This window comes from Allorhizobium sp. NPDC080224 (assembly GCF_050281005.1).
Lineage (GTDB): Bacteria > Pseudomonadota > Alphaproteobacteria > Rhizobiales > Rhizobiaceae > Allorhizobium.
Window position 1 is genome coordinate 1,120,989 of the sequence record NZ_JBNNWJ010000001.1, and the last position, 13,682, is coordinate 1,134,670.

At 62.4% G+C, this 13,682-nt stretch carries 11 protein-coding genes and 1 tRNA gene; 4 read left to right on the forward strand and 8 right to left on the reverse strand.

Annotation, left to right across the window (positions count from 1 at the left end; translation table 11 throughout):
• Window positions 1-71 precede the first annotated feature (71 nt).
• The 3 genes from ACQKP1_RS05445 to ACQKP1_RS05455 all read right to left on the reverse strand — a co-directional run bounded on the left by ACQKP1_RS05445 (window position 72) and on the right by ACQKP1_RS05455 (window position 4,202).
• Window positions 72-2,366 carry a TonB-dependent receptor domain-containing protein gene (locus tag ACQKP1_RS05445; RefSeq protein WP_427274495.1) on the reverse strand — a complete coding sequence of 765 codons (2,295 nt, stop codon included), beginning with the start codon at window positions 2,364-2,366 and terminating at the stop codon, window positions 72-74.
• Between the two features lie 140 nt (window positions 2,367-2,506).
• Window positions 2,507-3,514 (reverse strand): FecR family protein, encoded by a 1,008-nt coding sequence (locus ACQKP1_RS05450; protein WP_427274496.1) that lies wholly within the window; start codon window positions 3,512-3,514, stop codon window positions 2,507-2,509.
• 172 nt (window positions 3,515-3,686) lie between these two features.
• Window positions 3,687-4,202, reverse strand: a complete 516-nt coding sequence (locus tag ACQKP1_RS05455) for a sigma-70 family RNA polymerase sigma factor (RefSeq protein WP_427274497.1) — start codon at window positions 4,200-4,202, stop codon at window positions 3,687-3,689.
• A gap of 276 nt (window positions 4,203-4,478) precedes the next feature.
• Between ACQKP1_RS05455 and ACQKP1_RS05460 the strand changes: the two genes are divergently transcribed.
• Both ACQKP1_RS05460 and ACQKP1_RS05465 read left to right on the forward strand, forming a co-directional pair.
• A complete protein-coding gene (locus ACQKP1_RS05460; RefSeq protein ID WP_427274498.1) occupies window positions 4,479-5,402 on the forward strand; it encodes a fatty acid desaturase in 924 nt (307 codons plus the stop codon).
• Window positions 5,403-5,437: 35 nt separating this feature from the next.
• Window positions 5,438-6,226, forward strand: a complete 789-nt coding sequence (locus ACQKP1_RS05465; protein WP_427274499.1) for a phosphate/phosphite/phosphonate ABC transporter substrate-binding protein — start codon at window positions 5,438-5,440, stop codon at window positions 6,224-6,226.
• A 42-nt stretch (window positions 6,227-6,268) separates the two neighbouring features.
• On the opposite strand, the gene ACQKP1_RS05470 is transcribed toward ACQKP1_RS05465, so the two are convergent.
• Window positions 6,269-6,529 (reverse strand): hypothetical protein, encoded by a 261-nt coding sequence (locus ACQKP1_RS05470; RefSeq protein WP_427274500.1) that lies wholly within the window; start codon window positions 6,527-6,529, stop codon window positions 6,269-6,271.
• Between the two features lie 447 nt (window positions 6,530-6,976).
• Window positions 6,977-7,396: a hypothetical protein gene (locus ACQKP1_RS05475; protein ID WP_006728140.1), complete on the reverse strand. Its 420-nt coding sequence runs from the start codon at window positions 7,394-7,396 to the stop codon at window positions 6,977-6,979.
• 338 nt (window positions 7,397-7,734) lie between these two features.
• Here ACQKP1_RS05475 and ACQKP1_RS05480 point away from each other — a divergent pair.
• Together ACQKP1_RS05480 and ACQKP1_RS05485 are read left to right on the forward strand one after the other, a co-directional pair.
• A tRNA-Pro gene (locus ACQKP1_RS05480) sits at window positions 7,735-7,811 on the forward strand.
• Window positions 7,812-8,138: 327 nt separating this feature from the next.
• Window positions 8,139-9,137 carry a LacI family DNA-binding transcriptional regulator gene (locus ACQKP1_RS05485; protein WP_203019947.1) on the forward strand — a complete coding sequence of 333 codons (999 nt, stop codon included), beginning with the start codon at window positions 8,139-8,141 and terminating at the stop codon, window positions 9,135-9,137.
• A gap of 39 nt (window positions 9,138-9,176) precedes the next feature.
• On the opposite strand, the gene ACQKP1_RS05490 is transcribed toward ACQKP1_RS05485, so the two are convergent.
• The 3 genes from ACQKP1_RS05490 to cysN form a co-directional block, all read right to left on the reverse strand.
• Window positions 9,177-10,868, reverse strand: a complete 1,692-nt coding sequence (locus ACQKP1_RS05490; protein ID WP_427274501.1) for a methyl-accepting chemotaxis protein — start codon at window positions 10,866-10,868, stop codon at window positions 9,177-9,179.
• 271 nt (window positions 10,869-11,139) lie between these two features.
• Window positions 11,140-12,048, reverse strand: a complete 909-nt coding sequence (locus ACQKP1_RS05495) for a MerR family transcriptional regulator (RefSeq protein WP_427274502.1) — start codon at window positions 12,046-12,048, stop codon at window positions 11,140-11,142.
• 146 nt (window positions 12,049-12,194) lie between these two features.
• Complete coding sequence (gene cysN, locus ACQKP1_RS05500; protein WP_427274503.1) at window positions 12,195-13,682, reverse strand: sulfate adenylyltransferase subunit CysN; 1,488 nt, start codon at window positions 13,680-13,682, stop codon at window positions 12,195-12,197.

Sequence of the window (13,682 nt, forward strand, 5' to 3'; positions counted from 1 at the left end):
CGGTCTCTCCGAAACGTAAGCAGGTGGTCGTGGTTTAGCCCCGCGCCTTCAGGCGCGATGCAGTCTTGTTGTCAGAAGGTCGCCTTGACGGAGAGAAGGAAGCTTCGCCCCTTCTCGTGCAGCGGCGTCACATTGCCGAATTCCTGGCCGTAGGTTGCCCGGCTGGCATAAGTCTCGTTCAGAAGGTTCAGCACCTCCGCGCGAAACGTCATGTGCGGCAGCGCTTCGGGTTTCCATTCGCCAAAGAGGTTCACAACCTCATAGGATCGGTAGGTCGCGTCGCCGGAGGTATATTCCGGCGCTATCTCGACATCGCCGCCGATGGTCAGACCCCAATCGGCAAAGCTATGGCCAGCCGAGAGCACGATGATGTCGCCGACAGGCGTGGTCAGGTAATTGCCGGTATCGGAATCCGCCGGCCGGCCGTCGATCTCGGCGTCGATATGCGCATATTTCAGCTTGATGAAACCGTCGATCCAGTCGTAGCCCGCCGCAAGCTCGAAGCCCTCGGTCTCCACCTCGTAGTTCTGGTTGGCGAGCGCCACCGCGAATTTGGCAACGCGCGCATTATGGATGCGGCTGCGGAAAAGGCTCGCTTCCGCCGTGAAACCATCGTGATGGAATTCGAGACCGGCCATCAAGTTGTCTGCGGTCGTCACCTCCGGCCCTGGCGCGCTATAGGACCAGCCGGGGTTCATGATGAAGGCTTCCGCCAAGGGAATGCCGGCCCAGACATGCGAGGCGCCGGCTTTTGCCGTGAGGACGCTCGTGAGGTCGTATTCGATCGCGGCATTGCCGCTCAGGCCCGCATGATCCCATGTCTGGCCCGTGGTGCCCTCGAACCATTGCCGATCGGCCCGCCCGCCGAAGGACAGCCGCGTTGCCTCGAAGGGTTCGAGACGGGCCTGGGCATAGACCCCGATATTCCGGGCCGTCTCTGCCGCATCCTCCGCGTCGCGTGCCGTATCGAGCTCGATCCGGTCGCTGTAGAAATCGAGACCGGCAACGAGATCACCATTCTCGAGCGCGAACCTGTTCTGCACGCGTCCGTTCAGGCTTCCGCTTGCGCCCCGGCCCGCATAGGACGCCGGGTTGCCGCTGCCGTCATCGAAATAAACAGGCGTTTCGACCGCGCTGTGGCTATAGGCGAGTCGAACCAGCGGATCCCACCAGCCTTCCGGCGTGGTGTCGCTATAGGTGAAGACGGTGTTGTCCCGGTCGAGCTTGTAGTTTCTGTAGCGCGGTTCCCAGCTGCGGCCGGTGGCCACCACGCTGGCATTGGCGCGGAATGGCCGCTCGGCATCGTCGCGGATGCGCTCGTGGCTGATCTCGAAACGCTCGCCGCTCTCCGCTTCGTAGGCGAATTTGCCAAGGCCGCTCAAAAGGTTGGTCGCGGTGCCGCGGACCTCCTCGCCATTGCCGGCCTGGTAATTCTCTCCCTTGCCATAGTTGAGAAAACCGAGGAATTCGAACCCGTCCTGCATCGCCCAGCCACCGAGCCCGGTGGTGAAGGTCTCGGCATTGCTGTCATAGGTCTCCGACACCAGTCCGCCGAAACCATCCTCGGACAGCAGATCCTTCACGGTCCGGGTCTCATAGGCGATCGAGCCGGTGAGCGCACCGGGACCGGCATCGGCCGGGGCGATGCCGGCGTCGATGGTGACGCTGCGCAACAGGGCGGGGTCGATCAGGTTGGTGGCATTGTGGTGGAAAACGCGGTTGTTCTGCCGGCTGCCGTCGATGGTGACGGCAAGCGTCGTCTCTTCGAGGCCGTTGACGAAGACCTTCTGCGACGTCGCGATCGAGCTGCCGACGCTGACGCCCGCCGTGTCACGGAAGACATCGGCGATGTCGGAAGGATTGCGCTCCGCAAGCGCTTCCGCGTCAACAGTGACTGTGCTGACGCCGCCTTGGATCCGCCGATCGGTGACCTTGATCTCGTCGATCACGGTGGAGCCGTCAGTGGCGGAGATATCGCCGGGCAGGGCGGGCGACGTGTCGCCGATGACGACGACGCCATTGTCGATGCGATAGGCTAGGCCGGTTCCGTTAAGCATTTGCGCGAGCGCCGTGTCCATCGTCAGGGCGCCGGAGACGGCGGCCGAGCGCGTGTGGCGGGCAAGCTCCGCCGCGAGCGACACCTGCAGCCCTGACTGCTGCCCAAAGGCGCGCAATGCGTTCGCAAGTGGCTGTGCCGGAATGTCATACGCCTGCACGGTCTCGCTACCGGCTGCCGTCTGCGCCGCGACTGGCAGGCTGGAGGCCCCCGCCAGAAGCGAAAGCGCGCAAGCCGTCCCCGTCAGCCGGCGGTGCCACGCCGCGCTGATCAAGGCGTCCTGCTTCGCGGGCAGTCTCGTCGAACGCATACTCATTTCCATGCAGAAACCAATCTCGGCTCTGCTTAGATGAAAATACGAGTAATTCAGACAAGTTTTTCAGTGTCGTCCGAATTTTTTGCGTCTGGTATGCCTCTTTCCATCTAGTCGATTGATATTGAACCTAAAAATTATCGACTGGAGATGATCCGCAGATAGGGCGAGGCCTTGCGGACCTGCAGCCCGAAGGGTGCGACAAGCGCCATCAGCGCCTTGTCGGGATCGCTGAGATCATAGAGGCCGGTCACCCTCAAAGCGGCAATGTCGCTTTCGGGCATGACGATCCAGCCGGAGTGCTGGCGCTGGATGAGCGCCACGACGTCGCCCAGCGGCTGGTCGGTGACGGCAAGCTTGCCCGTCCGCCAGAGCGCGATATCGGCGGGGTCGACCTGGCTGCGCTCCGTCTTGCCGTCGGCACGTTCGACATTCACGACGTCACCGGGCTGGAGCGTTAGTTCTGTGCGGTCTTCTGCCGCCTCTGGCGTCAGAGCGATCGCCCCATGCGCCAGTTCCACCCGCGTGCCGTGACCGGTATCGCGCACGCTGAAGGCCGTGCCGAGCACGCGGACCGATGCATCCGGCGCCGCGACGACAAAGGGGCGGGCGGTATCGCGTTCGACTTCGAAAAACGCCTCGCCGGAGATGAGACGGACATGCCGCGCGCCTCCGTCGAAGTCCTCGGCCAGCGCCGTTTCAGGGGCGAGCGTCACCTTGGATCCATCCGCCAGCGTCACGATCTGCGTCTCGCCGGCGCCGGTGCGGAAGTCCGCCTCGAACCGCATCTCGAGGGTAGGAGCAACGACAACGGCGACCAGGGCTGCGGACATAAACGCGGCGGCCGCAAGACCGAGACTGCGGCGGGAGAGCCGCCAGCCCTGCACAGATGTGGATCGGTTCGGGACGGTGCCGATAACCGGCACGGCGGGTTCCGGTGCAGCAGTTGGCATCTCGCCTAGGGCCGCCCAGGTGCGACAGATCCGGGCCCAGGCTCCGGCATGGGCTTCCGAAGCCTGCAGCCAGTCGTCCCAGGCCGCGATCAGCGCTGCATCTGTCGGTGCATCGTTGAGGCGCATCAGCCAGTCCATCGCCTCTTCGAGAAGCCGCTCCTGCTGCTGCTGTGGATGATCCGTGACGCTCACCGGCCGACCGTTCCCTGACTGCTGCGTTGCTGTCCCGCAACGATGGCACGCGATTGGCAGTGACCGCAGGACATGGCCGCGCCTATCGCACGTTTATCTGTGCCTGTTGAAGATACGATCGACGCCCTGATTTTTTTCATCTTTACCCCGGCATTTTTCCCTGTCGCCCCCATCAATGGCTCGCCCGATCCATGGAGAGCGCGATCTTGACCATGCCGCTGCGGATCAGCCGATGGGCGGTCGCAACCGAAATTCCGAGTTCCCCCGCAATCGCCTCCAGCGTCCAGCCTTCGATGCGGTAGAGTTCGATCGCCCGGCGGGCATCGGGGGCTAGCCCCTCCAGCGCCTCACGGGCGACGCGGGCCTGGTCGGCGAAGAGAACCGTCTCTTCGGGCGAGCCCGGATCCTGCGGCAGGATCCAGAAGGGCGGATCGACCTCGCGCCCGCGCGTCTCGACATTGCGCCGCTTCAACTGATCGAAGGCGAGGTTGCGCACGATGCTGTAGAGATAGGCAAGGATTTGCCGCGGCGCATAGCCGACGCCATCCTCCGGCTTCAGCCGCAGAAAGGCATCCTGCACGATGTCTTCGGCCTGGTCACGCGAACCCAGGAGCCTGGCAGCATAGCTCACCAGGGCCGTTCTGTTCTCGAGGAAGACCTCGAGATGGCTCTTGGTTTCTGCAGCCATGGGGCGTTCGATGTCACCGGATTAAAATCTGAGTGTGGAATGAAGCTTTCGCTTATCCCATTCACCAGATGGTTTCAATCGCGGGAGATGCCGGGATGCGGTTGACTTGCCAGCACCCTATCAAAGGAGGCGCTCGCCGAGGCTGGATCTACATTTTCCGCCGATTTCCGCCGCTTTGTGATCATTTCGCGGCATTTTCTGCCGCTTTTATTCTAGCAGGCCTGCAGGCACACAGTTAGTCTGAACGTCCATAGGAGATTCGTCTATGGGGACTGCATGGCACATCTTGCCGAGGGTGAGATCGCAATACCGCGCATTGCGCGCATCGAATGGCCGACCGTCGCATTGGCCTTTTTGATCTACGGGGGATTTATCGCCCTCACTTATTTCTGGCGCGACATTCCGCTTCTGATCCTCGTGCCGTTGGGGGCCTGGCTGATCGCCTGGCACGGGTCCCTGCAGCATGAGGTGATCCACCATCATCCGACGCGCCATCAATGGCTCAACGATGCGATCGGGTTTCCGCCGATTTCGCTTTGGCTGCCCTATCATGTGTACAGGGAAAGTCATCTTGCCCATCACCGCGACGAACACCTGACCGACCCAATCGAAGATCCGGAATCCTACTATTTCACCCGGGCAGATTGGGAGCGGTTCGGCTGGGCTGGTCGCACGCTGTGGGAGTTCAATCTGACCCTGATCGGCCGCCTGACGGTTGGCCCGGCGATCATCCTCGCCTCCTTTCTCTGGCACGAGGCGATCAAGGTGATCCGCGGCGAGGGCGACAGCCGACGCCTCTGGGCCTGGCATGGTGTCGGTGTGGCCATCGTGCTCTGGTGGGTGCTCGTCGTCTGCGACATGCCTTTCCTGCTCTTCTTCTTCGGCTTCGTCTATTCCGGCACGGCGCTGTCGCGTCTGCGCTCCTATGCCGAACACCGCTTTGCCGACAATCATGAGGAGCGCACGGCGATCGTCGAGAGGAGCCCGCTCTTCGGCCTGCTCTTCCTCTACAACAACCTGCATGTGCTGCATCACCGCGTGCCGGCGCTGCCCTGGTATATGCTGCCCGGCATCTATGAGCGCCACCGCGATTTCCTCGTCCGGCTGAACGGCGGTCTGGTCTATCGCGGCTATTTCGATGTCGCCCGCCGCTTCCTTTTCAGGAAACACGACGCTCCGACCCATCCGAGGCACTCCTGACCGCGCGTCCTGAGACCAGGCTCGCGAGCCTTCGGATGTATGTCGCACCATCCGTGGTGGTCGAGACTGAACGGTTGCTCTGGGCCTTCCTGCGCGACCATCTGCGCAGTGCAGGCATGGTCGGCCTGCCACAGACACTGGACGAGGCCTTGCCCCACCACGAGGCCTGGCTCGATCCGCGCCTCGTGCTCGCCCAGACCTGCGGCTTCCCCTTCGTCAAACATCTGAAGGGCAGGGTCCGGCTTGTCGCCACCCCGGTCTACGAGGCCCCGGGCTGCTCCGGTGCTGACATGTGCAGTGTCATCATCGTCAGAGAGAAGGACGCACCGGCAAACCTTGCCGCTTGCCGCGGGCTGAGGGCCGCGATCAACGAAACCGGCAGCAATTCCGGCTACAATCTGCTGCGCGCGGCAATCGCCCCCTATGCCGGCGGCCGCGCCTTCTTCACCGAGATCCTCAAGACCGGCGGCCATCTCGCCAGCATCGAGGCGGTGCGAAATGGTCGGGCCGATCTCGCGGCGATCGACTGCATCACCCATGACCTCCTGCGCCGCCATGCCCCGGAGCGGATCGCGGGCCTTGTCATCCTCGCTGAGACCCCACGCGGCCCCAATCTGCCCTTCATCACCAGATTGTCGGCCTCGGATCATGAGATCGACTTACTCCGCGCCGCACTGAAGGCCGCCATCGTCGCACCCGAACTTGACAAGGTCCGTCAAACCCTCGGGCTGAAGGACGTGACGGTGCTGGACGAGAGCGCCTACGACATCCTGCTCGCGCATGAACAGGCGGCGATCGCAGCGGGCTATCCGGATCTGCGCTAGGCTTCCTTCCGAGACCGTGGCAGTTCGGGAGCACCCGTTAACTCAAAGCTTCACCTTCACCGGGCGCCAGACGATGGTCTCCGGCGTACGGTCGTAAGGGTTTTCCATCAGGGTGATCTTGCAGTTGCGCGTGTCACATTGCTTGCAGCGGAACTTCAGCGAGAAGGGGTCGCGGCCGTGGCCGTAGAAGCTTGCGAGATCCTTGGCGAGAAACCGACCCTGGTTCTGACATTCACGACAGGTGGCAACCACCAGCATGTTGTGGCGAAGCGCTTTTCCAAGGGTATCGATCGTCTGGGTCATGATCGTGATCTTGAACAAAACAAGAACATCGTCAAGTGCGCAAATGATCACGAAACGCTGTTGCCCCTGGTTTTCAAGGCTTTTCAGGGTGACCTGCGCCGTGCCGGCGCGACTTTCTGCGCTGCTGCTAGGTCACTGAAAATTAACCATAAATTCTGCGGTCTGTAAGGTAACTGTTAACCTTGATCTTCCTATAAAGGGGGGCTTCCACCAAGGTAGTGCGTCGCGAAGCGCTCGGTTTCAGTATTGCGTATCGGGGAGGGCGTCATCCACGGCGTCCTCCCGCGCACGCCCTAAACCGGGTGTTCAGAGGGCATGAGGCCCCGGCGGCGATTGGTGCACGGCCCATGCCACGAAGCCCGTCCGGTTGGACCGGACCTGGAAAGAAAAAGCCTCCACGCCATGCTGGCGGGAGGCTTTTCCATTTCCGGGATCGCGCGGCGGGGATCAGCTCGCTGTCAGGAACTCCGCGCAATAGCTCTTGCCGCCATTTGTGCCCGGACGGTCGACGACCGTGCGAACGCTGCGGATGATGTAGTCGGAGGATACCGTCAGCTGGACCTCGCAGCGCAGATATTCCGTGCGCGCGCGGGTCAGCATCTTGCCCCTCTTGCCGTCGCCGAGATCCTCGTATGTCGCTGGCACGACCCGGGTCTTGAAGCCACCGCGCCAGGTATAGAGCGTCGCCGTACCGGAGGCCGCATCCGAGACGGGCGGTCCGAACTTGGCGAAGAAGGCCCCGGCCTGCTGCCCGTTCCAACGCGCCTCGATCTCGTTCGTCGGTGCTCCACCCACCGTCGTGCAGCCTGCAGCAGCCAGGCAAAGCGCTGCGATCAGTCCGGTCGTCGTGCTTTTCAGCAAATTCATCGTCACTGTCCCTTGAACCCCATGAGGGCCGTCCTCGACGCCATGCCGCCAGCACATCCGGCCCTTACCTGCTTTACTGCGAAACCGGCACAGGCGAAACGGTCGCAGCCGCTTGTGCCGTGTAATTTTTCCAAGGGTGACTTCCCCGCAACGCCGCGCCGCACTCCTGCGCCGAGCGATCGCTGCAGCCTGGCGAATAGCTGTCGATCAACGACTCTTAAGCCAATGAATTCAGCAGCATGCAGTCCGCGTCACGAAAACTTCAACTTTCTTCAGCCATTTTGCGTTTCCCTGCTTGTGAAACGAAAATCGCTGGTCTATAGAAGCGCCGCTGGTCACGGAGTGTAGCGCAGTCTGGTAGCGCACCACGTTCGGGACGTGGGGGTCGAGTGTTCGAATCACTCCACTCCGACCAGTTTAATTTCCCGAAATTTCCCCACTTGTCCCTGATATAGAACTGCCCGCAGTTGATCTGCGGCGTCGGCTGTCCGTATCTCTCGTCCGGTCAAGTTGTATATCTTGCAAACAGTGGTAGCGGATACACTTCCCCAATTTCGCTCCTGGATGGGGATTGCCTCTGCAAGTCATTGCTGAGGAAGGAAGATTAGGCTATCTTGAATTGTATTCGACGAGGCGGGCGGGGGTGTTTGGTCCGGCCGAGGCTGCCACCAATGATTGCAATCAAACTGGTCGGGTGAGCATGATCCCAGGGACGAGAAAACGTCGTCAGCGCCAGGACAAGGTGACCCTTTCCGACGTGGCGCAAAGGGCCGGTGTCAGCGCGATCACCGTGTCCCGCGCCTTGCGCGACCCGGAAAAAGTCTCGCCGCAGCTGCGCGACACGATCCTGACGGTTGTCGAGGAGATGGGCTATGTGCCCGATCTTGCGGCCCGCGCCCTTGCCAGCAAGAACAGCGGTCTCGTCGGCGTGCTCTCGCCCGGCCTGACCAGCCACGCTTTCCTCGCCCTCATCCGCGGCATCGAGGACCGCGTTCGTCCCTCCGACCTGCGCATCCAATATGCCAACGCCGACAGCAACAGCGAGGATCAGCTACGCCAGCTGCGCTTCTTCATGTCGCAGAACCCCGCCGGCCTCATCCATGTCGGCCAGATCGGCGATCCCGCGATCGACGATCTCCTACGTCGCGCGCCGTGCCCCGTGGTCGAGATCATGGATGTCAGCCGCCAGCCGACGGATATGGCGATCGGGATCGACCACCGTCTGGCCGCAGAGACGGCGACGCGGCATCTGCTTGCGAAGGGCTATAGGCGCATCGCCATGCTGGGTGGTGCCTGGGATTTTCGTGGCCGGCGCCGGCAGGAGGGCTTTCAGGCCGTGCTGGAGGAGGCCGGGCTTTTTGATCCGGCCCTCGTGCTTTCGATCGACAGCAGCACAAGCGTAGGCCTCGGCTGTCATCTGCTGGATCGGCTGAGAAACGAGTTTCCGGATGCCGATGCCGCCTTCTGCCACAATGACGATATTGCGCTCGGCGTGTTGTTCGAATGCCAGCGGCGGGGGCTTGCCGTCCCCGGTGATTTCGGCATCTGCGGCTTCAACGATCTCGAATATGCCGGCTTTGCCTTTCCGGCGATCACGTCGGTGCGCGTTCCCCGCTACGAGATCGGCTACCGCGCCGTGGACATGATCATCCGCGCCTCCGGATCGGGAGCCTATCCGGCAAAGGTCGTCGATCTCGGCTATCAGCTTGTGTCGCGGGGATCGACGGCCCGCGACGGATGACACCAGGGTCGTCCGCGCGGGCACGTGTGTCTGGGCCGCTCAGGCAGCCCTGTTCATCCGGAAGGCAGCCGCGCCGGACTGCTGGTCGCCGAGATTGAACTGCCCGATCATGCCGCGCAGCTTGTCTGTTTCCGTCGACAGCGTCGAGGCGGCGGCACTGCTTTCCTCGACCATGGCCGCGTTCTGCTGGGTCATCTGGTCCATGCCGTTCACGGCGCTGTTGACCTCGACCAGACCGGACGACTGTTCGCGCGCCGCAGTGGAAATGGCAACGACATGGTCGTTGATCTCGACGATGAGCTGACTGATCGATTTCAGCGCCCCGCCGGTGTCGCTGACGAGCTTCACGCCAGAAGCGACTTCCGTGGCTGAATTCTGAATGAGATCCTTGATCTCCTTGGCAGCCTTGGCTGAGCGCTGGGCGAGTTCGCGGACCTCCTGGGCAACGACGGCAAAGCCGCGACCGGCCTCACCGGCACGCGCCGCCTCGACACCGGCATTGAGCGCCAAGAGGTTGGTCTGGAAGGCGATCTCGTCGATCACGCCGATGATGTTGGAGATCTTCGACGAGGAATCCTCGATGCGGCTCATCGCATCGACGGCATGAGCCACGACGTCGCCCGACTTTTCGGCGCTTGCCTTGGCCGAGCCGGCGACGGTTCGGGCCTCCTGCGCACGCTGGGCGGACGAGCCGACATTGGCGGTGATTTCCTCAAGCGCGGCGGCCGTTTCCTCGAGATTGGCCGCCTGGCTCTCGGTGCGCCGTGAGAGGTCGCCGACGCCTTGGGTGATTTCCCGTGTCCCCTGGCTGATCAGCTCGACACTGGCCGAGATTTCCCGGAAGGTGTCGCAGAGCTGCGAAACCGATCGGTTGAGATCGTGACGCAGGAATTCGAATTCGGCGGAGAAGGGTTCAGTCAACTGGAAGCCGAAGTCACCGGAACAGAGGCGTTTCAGCGCATCGCCGAGCGAGCTCACGGTCCGTACGCGCGCGGTGACATCGGTCGCGAACTTGACCACCTTCACCACCTTGCCGTGGATGTCGAGGATCGGGTTGTAGGAAGCCGAAATGATGACTTCCTTGCCTCCCTTGGTCATGCGCGGGAACTCAGCGGCGACATACTGGCCATCACGCAGCGTCTGCCAGAACTTCTTGTATTCCTCGGAATTGGCATGCGCCTTGTCGACAAACATGCTGTGGTGCTGCCCGATGATCTCCGCCGGCGAATAGCCCATCAGGTTGAAGAAGTTCTGATTGGCACTCGTGATCTTGCCATCGACGGTAAACTCGATGATTGCCTGTGAGCGAGAGATCGCGGCAATCTGTGCTGCATAATCGAAATTCAGCAGGCGCGCTTTGGCGTCGGCCCATTCGACCACGAAGCCCACCGTTTTCGAACCTTCCTTGAGCGGTGTGACGAGCAGGTCGAATACCCGGTTGCCGACGGTGATCGTCGCGCTGTGGCGGTTCTTCAGCGCGGCCAGCATGTTGCGCTGATGCGAGGGGTTCTTGTGAAACACGTCGATATTACTGCCGATCAGGCTCGCAACGCTGAACTTCGGCAATTCCTTCTTCAGGTCGGCTTCAGCCTCCTTGAGCAGCTCCATGACCGCAGGATTCATATAGGTGATGTTGAGATTGGCGTCCGCCACCATGACGTTTGCCTGGAGCGCATCGAGCGCCAGGGTCTTGGCAACAGTTCGTGCATTCGAAAAGCCCGGAAATCCCATGTGTCCTCCAATCGCCCAGCAGCCCCTCCGCTGGTTCCGCGAAAATCAGATGGAGGTAAAATGCATACAAAAAATAAATGAAGAGCTAAAATATGAACGGCTTGTCTATCTTTCATACGAAATCTTGTAATGCCCGGTGCCGATAATGCTGGACCCGGGTCGGACGGGGCAGGGTAAAACAGGCCGGAAGACACAGTGACGAGCCGCGACGCTGCCAGTCGGGGGCAGGCGCCAGGAAGCGGGGAACCTGAGCGCGAGGTGAGGCCTGCGCTCACTCGGCTTTCGGAAGCGCCGGGACGGCCGTCGCCAGAGCGTCCAGAAAGACATCCATATTGGACATGAAGGAGACGCCAGCCATCGGAGCGAGGTTCGCGTAAGCCGCCCCGCCGATCCAGATGTCGATATCGGGCGAAAGTGCCGATCGCAGCGCCTGCAGATGGCGCTGCAAGCCTGCCTTGCGTCCGGTGAGGGCACTCAGACAGACGCAGGAGGCGTCACGCCGATGGGCTGCATCGGCAATTTCGCTGGCCGGCAGGCTTGCCCCAAGAAACAGCGCATTCCAGCCCCTGAGCCGCGCGAGCAGGGTCGCGACCAGCGCCCCGATGTCGTGATCCTCCTTTTCCGGGGTCGTGGCAACAAGGCGCGGTGCATCGGGTGGTGGCATCGGGCATCGGTCGAAGAGCCCGCCGAGGATACGCTTGATATGCGCCGTCGTCATGTGCTCGGCCGCGATCGACACCTCGCCCTCGGCCCACATGGAGCCGATTTCGCGCATCAGCGGCAGTGCCGTGGCCCGAATGAATTGCTCGGGCGCCTCGGTTTCGGCGCGGGTCTGCAACAGCGCCTGCAGACGATCGCTGTCCAGAGCCTGTATGGCGTCGATGATTTCCGAAAGCGCCTGACGGGCTGCCAACTCGCATTCGAGCCGCAACAAGGCCTCGTTGGAGAGGGGAACGAGCGAACTGATCCGATAGCCGCCGTCGCTGCAGGACTTCAACAGCCGCAGCCGTTCCACCTGTTCGCGTGTATAGAAGCGCCGTCCTGTAGGGCTGCGCTCTTGAGGCTCGATCCCATAGCGGCGTTCCCAGGCATGCAGCAGAAGTTTCGAGATCCCGCTCGTGACAAGCGTTTCGGCCAGGCCGATCAACACTTCCCGTTCCTGCTGCCTGTTGCGATGCATGCCGGCCCCTAGCTGATTTGCATCGTATATTAGCGTGTCATTTCAGGAAGAAAAGCAGGTTGGCAGCAGCGGCTCGAAACGCAAACGGCCCGCGCAAGGCGAGCCGTTCTCCATCGGGTGTAGCGGTTCAGCCGAAAAACTGCCGATCAACCGTCGATATCGTCGAGCAATTGCCGTGCCGCACTTGTCGTCACGCGGCGTGTCTCCACCTCGTCGCGCCGGCTGGCGAGCAGCTCGGTCGCCAACAGCTGTTCGGCGAGATCCGCCGGCAGCGACAGGATCACACGCCCCTCATGGGCGTTGAGCCCGCCGAGTTCGGTGCGCTTGGCGGTGATCATCCCGCCAGCCACCGTATTGTTGGTGTCCGGATCGATCAGGATGAAGGCGCCGGTGCCGCGGTTCAGCTCGTAAGGGTCAAAGATCGCCGTCTCGTCAAAGGAAAGATGCACCTTGCCGATCGCGTTCATCTGCAGCATCTCGGCTGACTGCCACTTTCCGGACTTGAGATCCAGCTGCTGTACCGGCTCGACCTGCACGCGCTGGCGGCGCGAGCCGGCCTTTAGCCAGTAGCGCTTGCCGGGCACGATGCCATCGGGCTGCAGGGCCACGATCTGGGCGTCGAAGGCAAGGCCCGTCTGCGGCTGGGCATCGAGCGAGACGATCATATCGCCGCGCGCCACGTCCACCTGGCGGTCGAGCACCAAGGTGATCGCATCGCCGGAAACGGCGGCGTTGCGCACGAGGTCGAAGGTGACGATCTGCTTGACATTGGCGACCTGGCCGGAGGGCAGGATGGCGACGCTGTCGCCGGGCTTCACGGCACCGCCGGCAACCGTGCCCTGATAGCCGCGGAAGCTCTCACCCGGACGCGAAACGCGCTGGACGGGCAGGCGGAAGCCGGTCGACTGGCCGGAACGCAGCGTGGCGAGTTCCAGTGTCTCGACCAGCGTCGGTCCTTCATACCACGGGATCACCGATCGCGCGGAATAGACGACGTTTTCGCCCTTCAGCGCCGACATCGGGATGGCCGTCACCTGCCGCACGCCGAGCGTCAGCGCCAGTGCCTTGAACTCGGTGCTGATCTGGTCGAACACCGCCTTGTCGTAGGAAACGAGGTCGAATTTGTTCACCGCCAGCACGAACTGCCTGATGCCCATCAGCGAGGCGATGGTGGCATGGCGGCGTGTCTGCTCCAGCAGGCCGGCACGGGCGTCGACCAGAAGAATGGCCAGATCCGCCGTCGAGGCGCCGGTTGCCATGTTGCGGGTATACTGCTCATGGCCGGGCGTGTCGGCGACGATGAAGGAGCGGCGGTCGGTGGCGAAATAGCGATAGGCGACATCAATGGTGATGCCCTGTTCGCGCTCCGCCTGCAACCCGTCGAGAAGCAGGGCGAAATCGGGCAGGCCAAGGTCGTTCTGCTGGCCGCTATCACGACGCAGCGTCGCCGCCTGGTCTTCCTTGACGGCCTTGGTATCCCACAGCAGACGCCCGATCAGCGTCGACTTGCCGTCATCGACAGAGCCGCAGGTGATCAGGCGCAGCGGACGGCTGTCGCGAATGACCGCTGCGGCTTCGGCGTGCGGCACCTCGAGGATTTCGGCGGCGAGGGCGGTGTTGGCTTGAGCGGTCAT

Excerpts from the sequence above, each read along its gene's own strand:
- ACQKP1_RS05475 (WP_006728140.1), bottom strand. The coding sequence starts at position 7,396 with ATGAATTTGCTGAAAAGCACGACGACCGGACTGATCGCAGCGCTTTGC.
- ACQKP1_RS05470 (WP_427274500.1), bottom strand. The coding sequence starts at position 6,529 with ATGACCCAGACGATCGATACCCTTGGAAAAGCGCTTCGCCACAACATG.
- cysN (WP_427274503.1), bottom strand. The coding sequence starts at position 13,682 with ATGACCGCTCAAGCCAACACCGCCCTCGCCGCCGAAATCCTCGAGGTG.
- ACQKP1_RS05465 (WP_427274499.1), top strand. The coding sequence starts at position 5,438 with ATGTATGTCGCACCATCCGTGGTGGTCGAGACTGAACGGTTGCTCTGG.
- ACQKP1_RS05495 (WP_427274502.1), bottom strand. The coding sequence starts at position 12,048 with ATGCATCGCAACAGGCAGCAGGAACGGGAAGTGTTGATCGGCCTGGCC.
- ACQKP1_RS05445 (WP_427274495.1), bottom strand. The coding sequence starts at position 2,366 with ATGCGTTCGACGAGACTGCCCGCGAAGCAGGACGCCTTGATCAGCGCG.
- ACQKP1_RS05490 (WP_427274501.1), bottom strand. The coding sequence starts at position 10,868 with ATGGGATTTCCGGGCTTTTCGAATGCACGAACTGTTGCCAAGACCCTG.
- ACQKP1_RS05460 (WP_427274498.1), top strand. The coding sequence starts at position 4,479 with ATGGCACATCTTGCCGAGGGTGAGATCGCAATACCGCGCATTGCGCGC.
- ACQKP1_RS05455 (WP_427274497.1), bottom strand. The coding sequence starts at position 4,202 with ATGGCTGCAGAAACCAAGAGCCATCTCGAGGTCTTCCTCGAGAACAGA.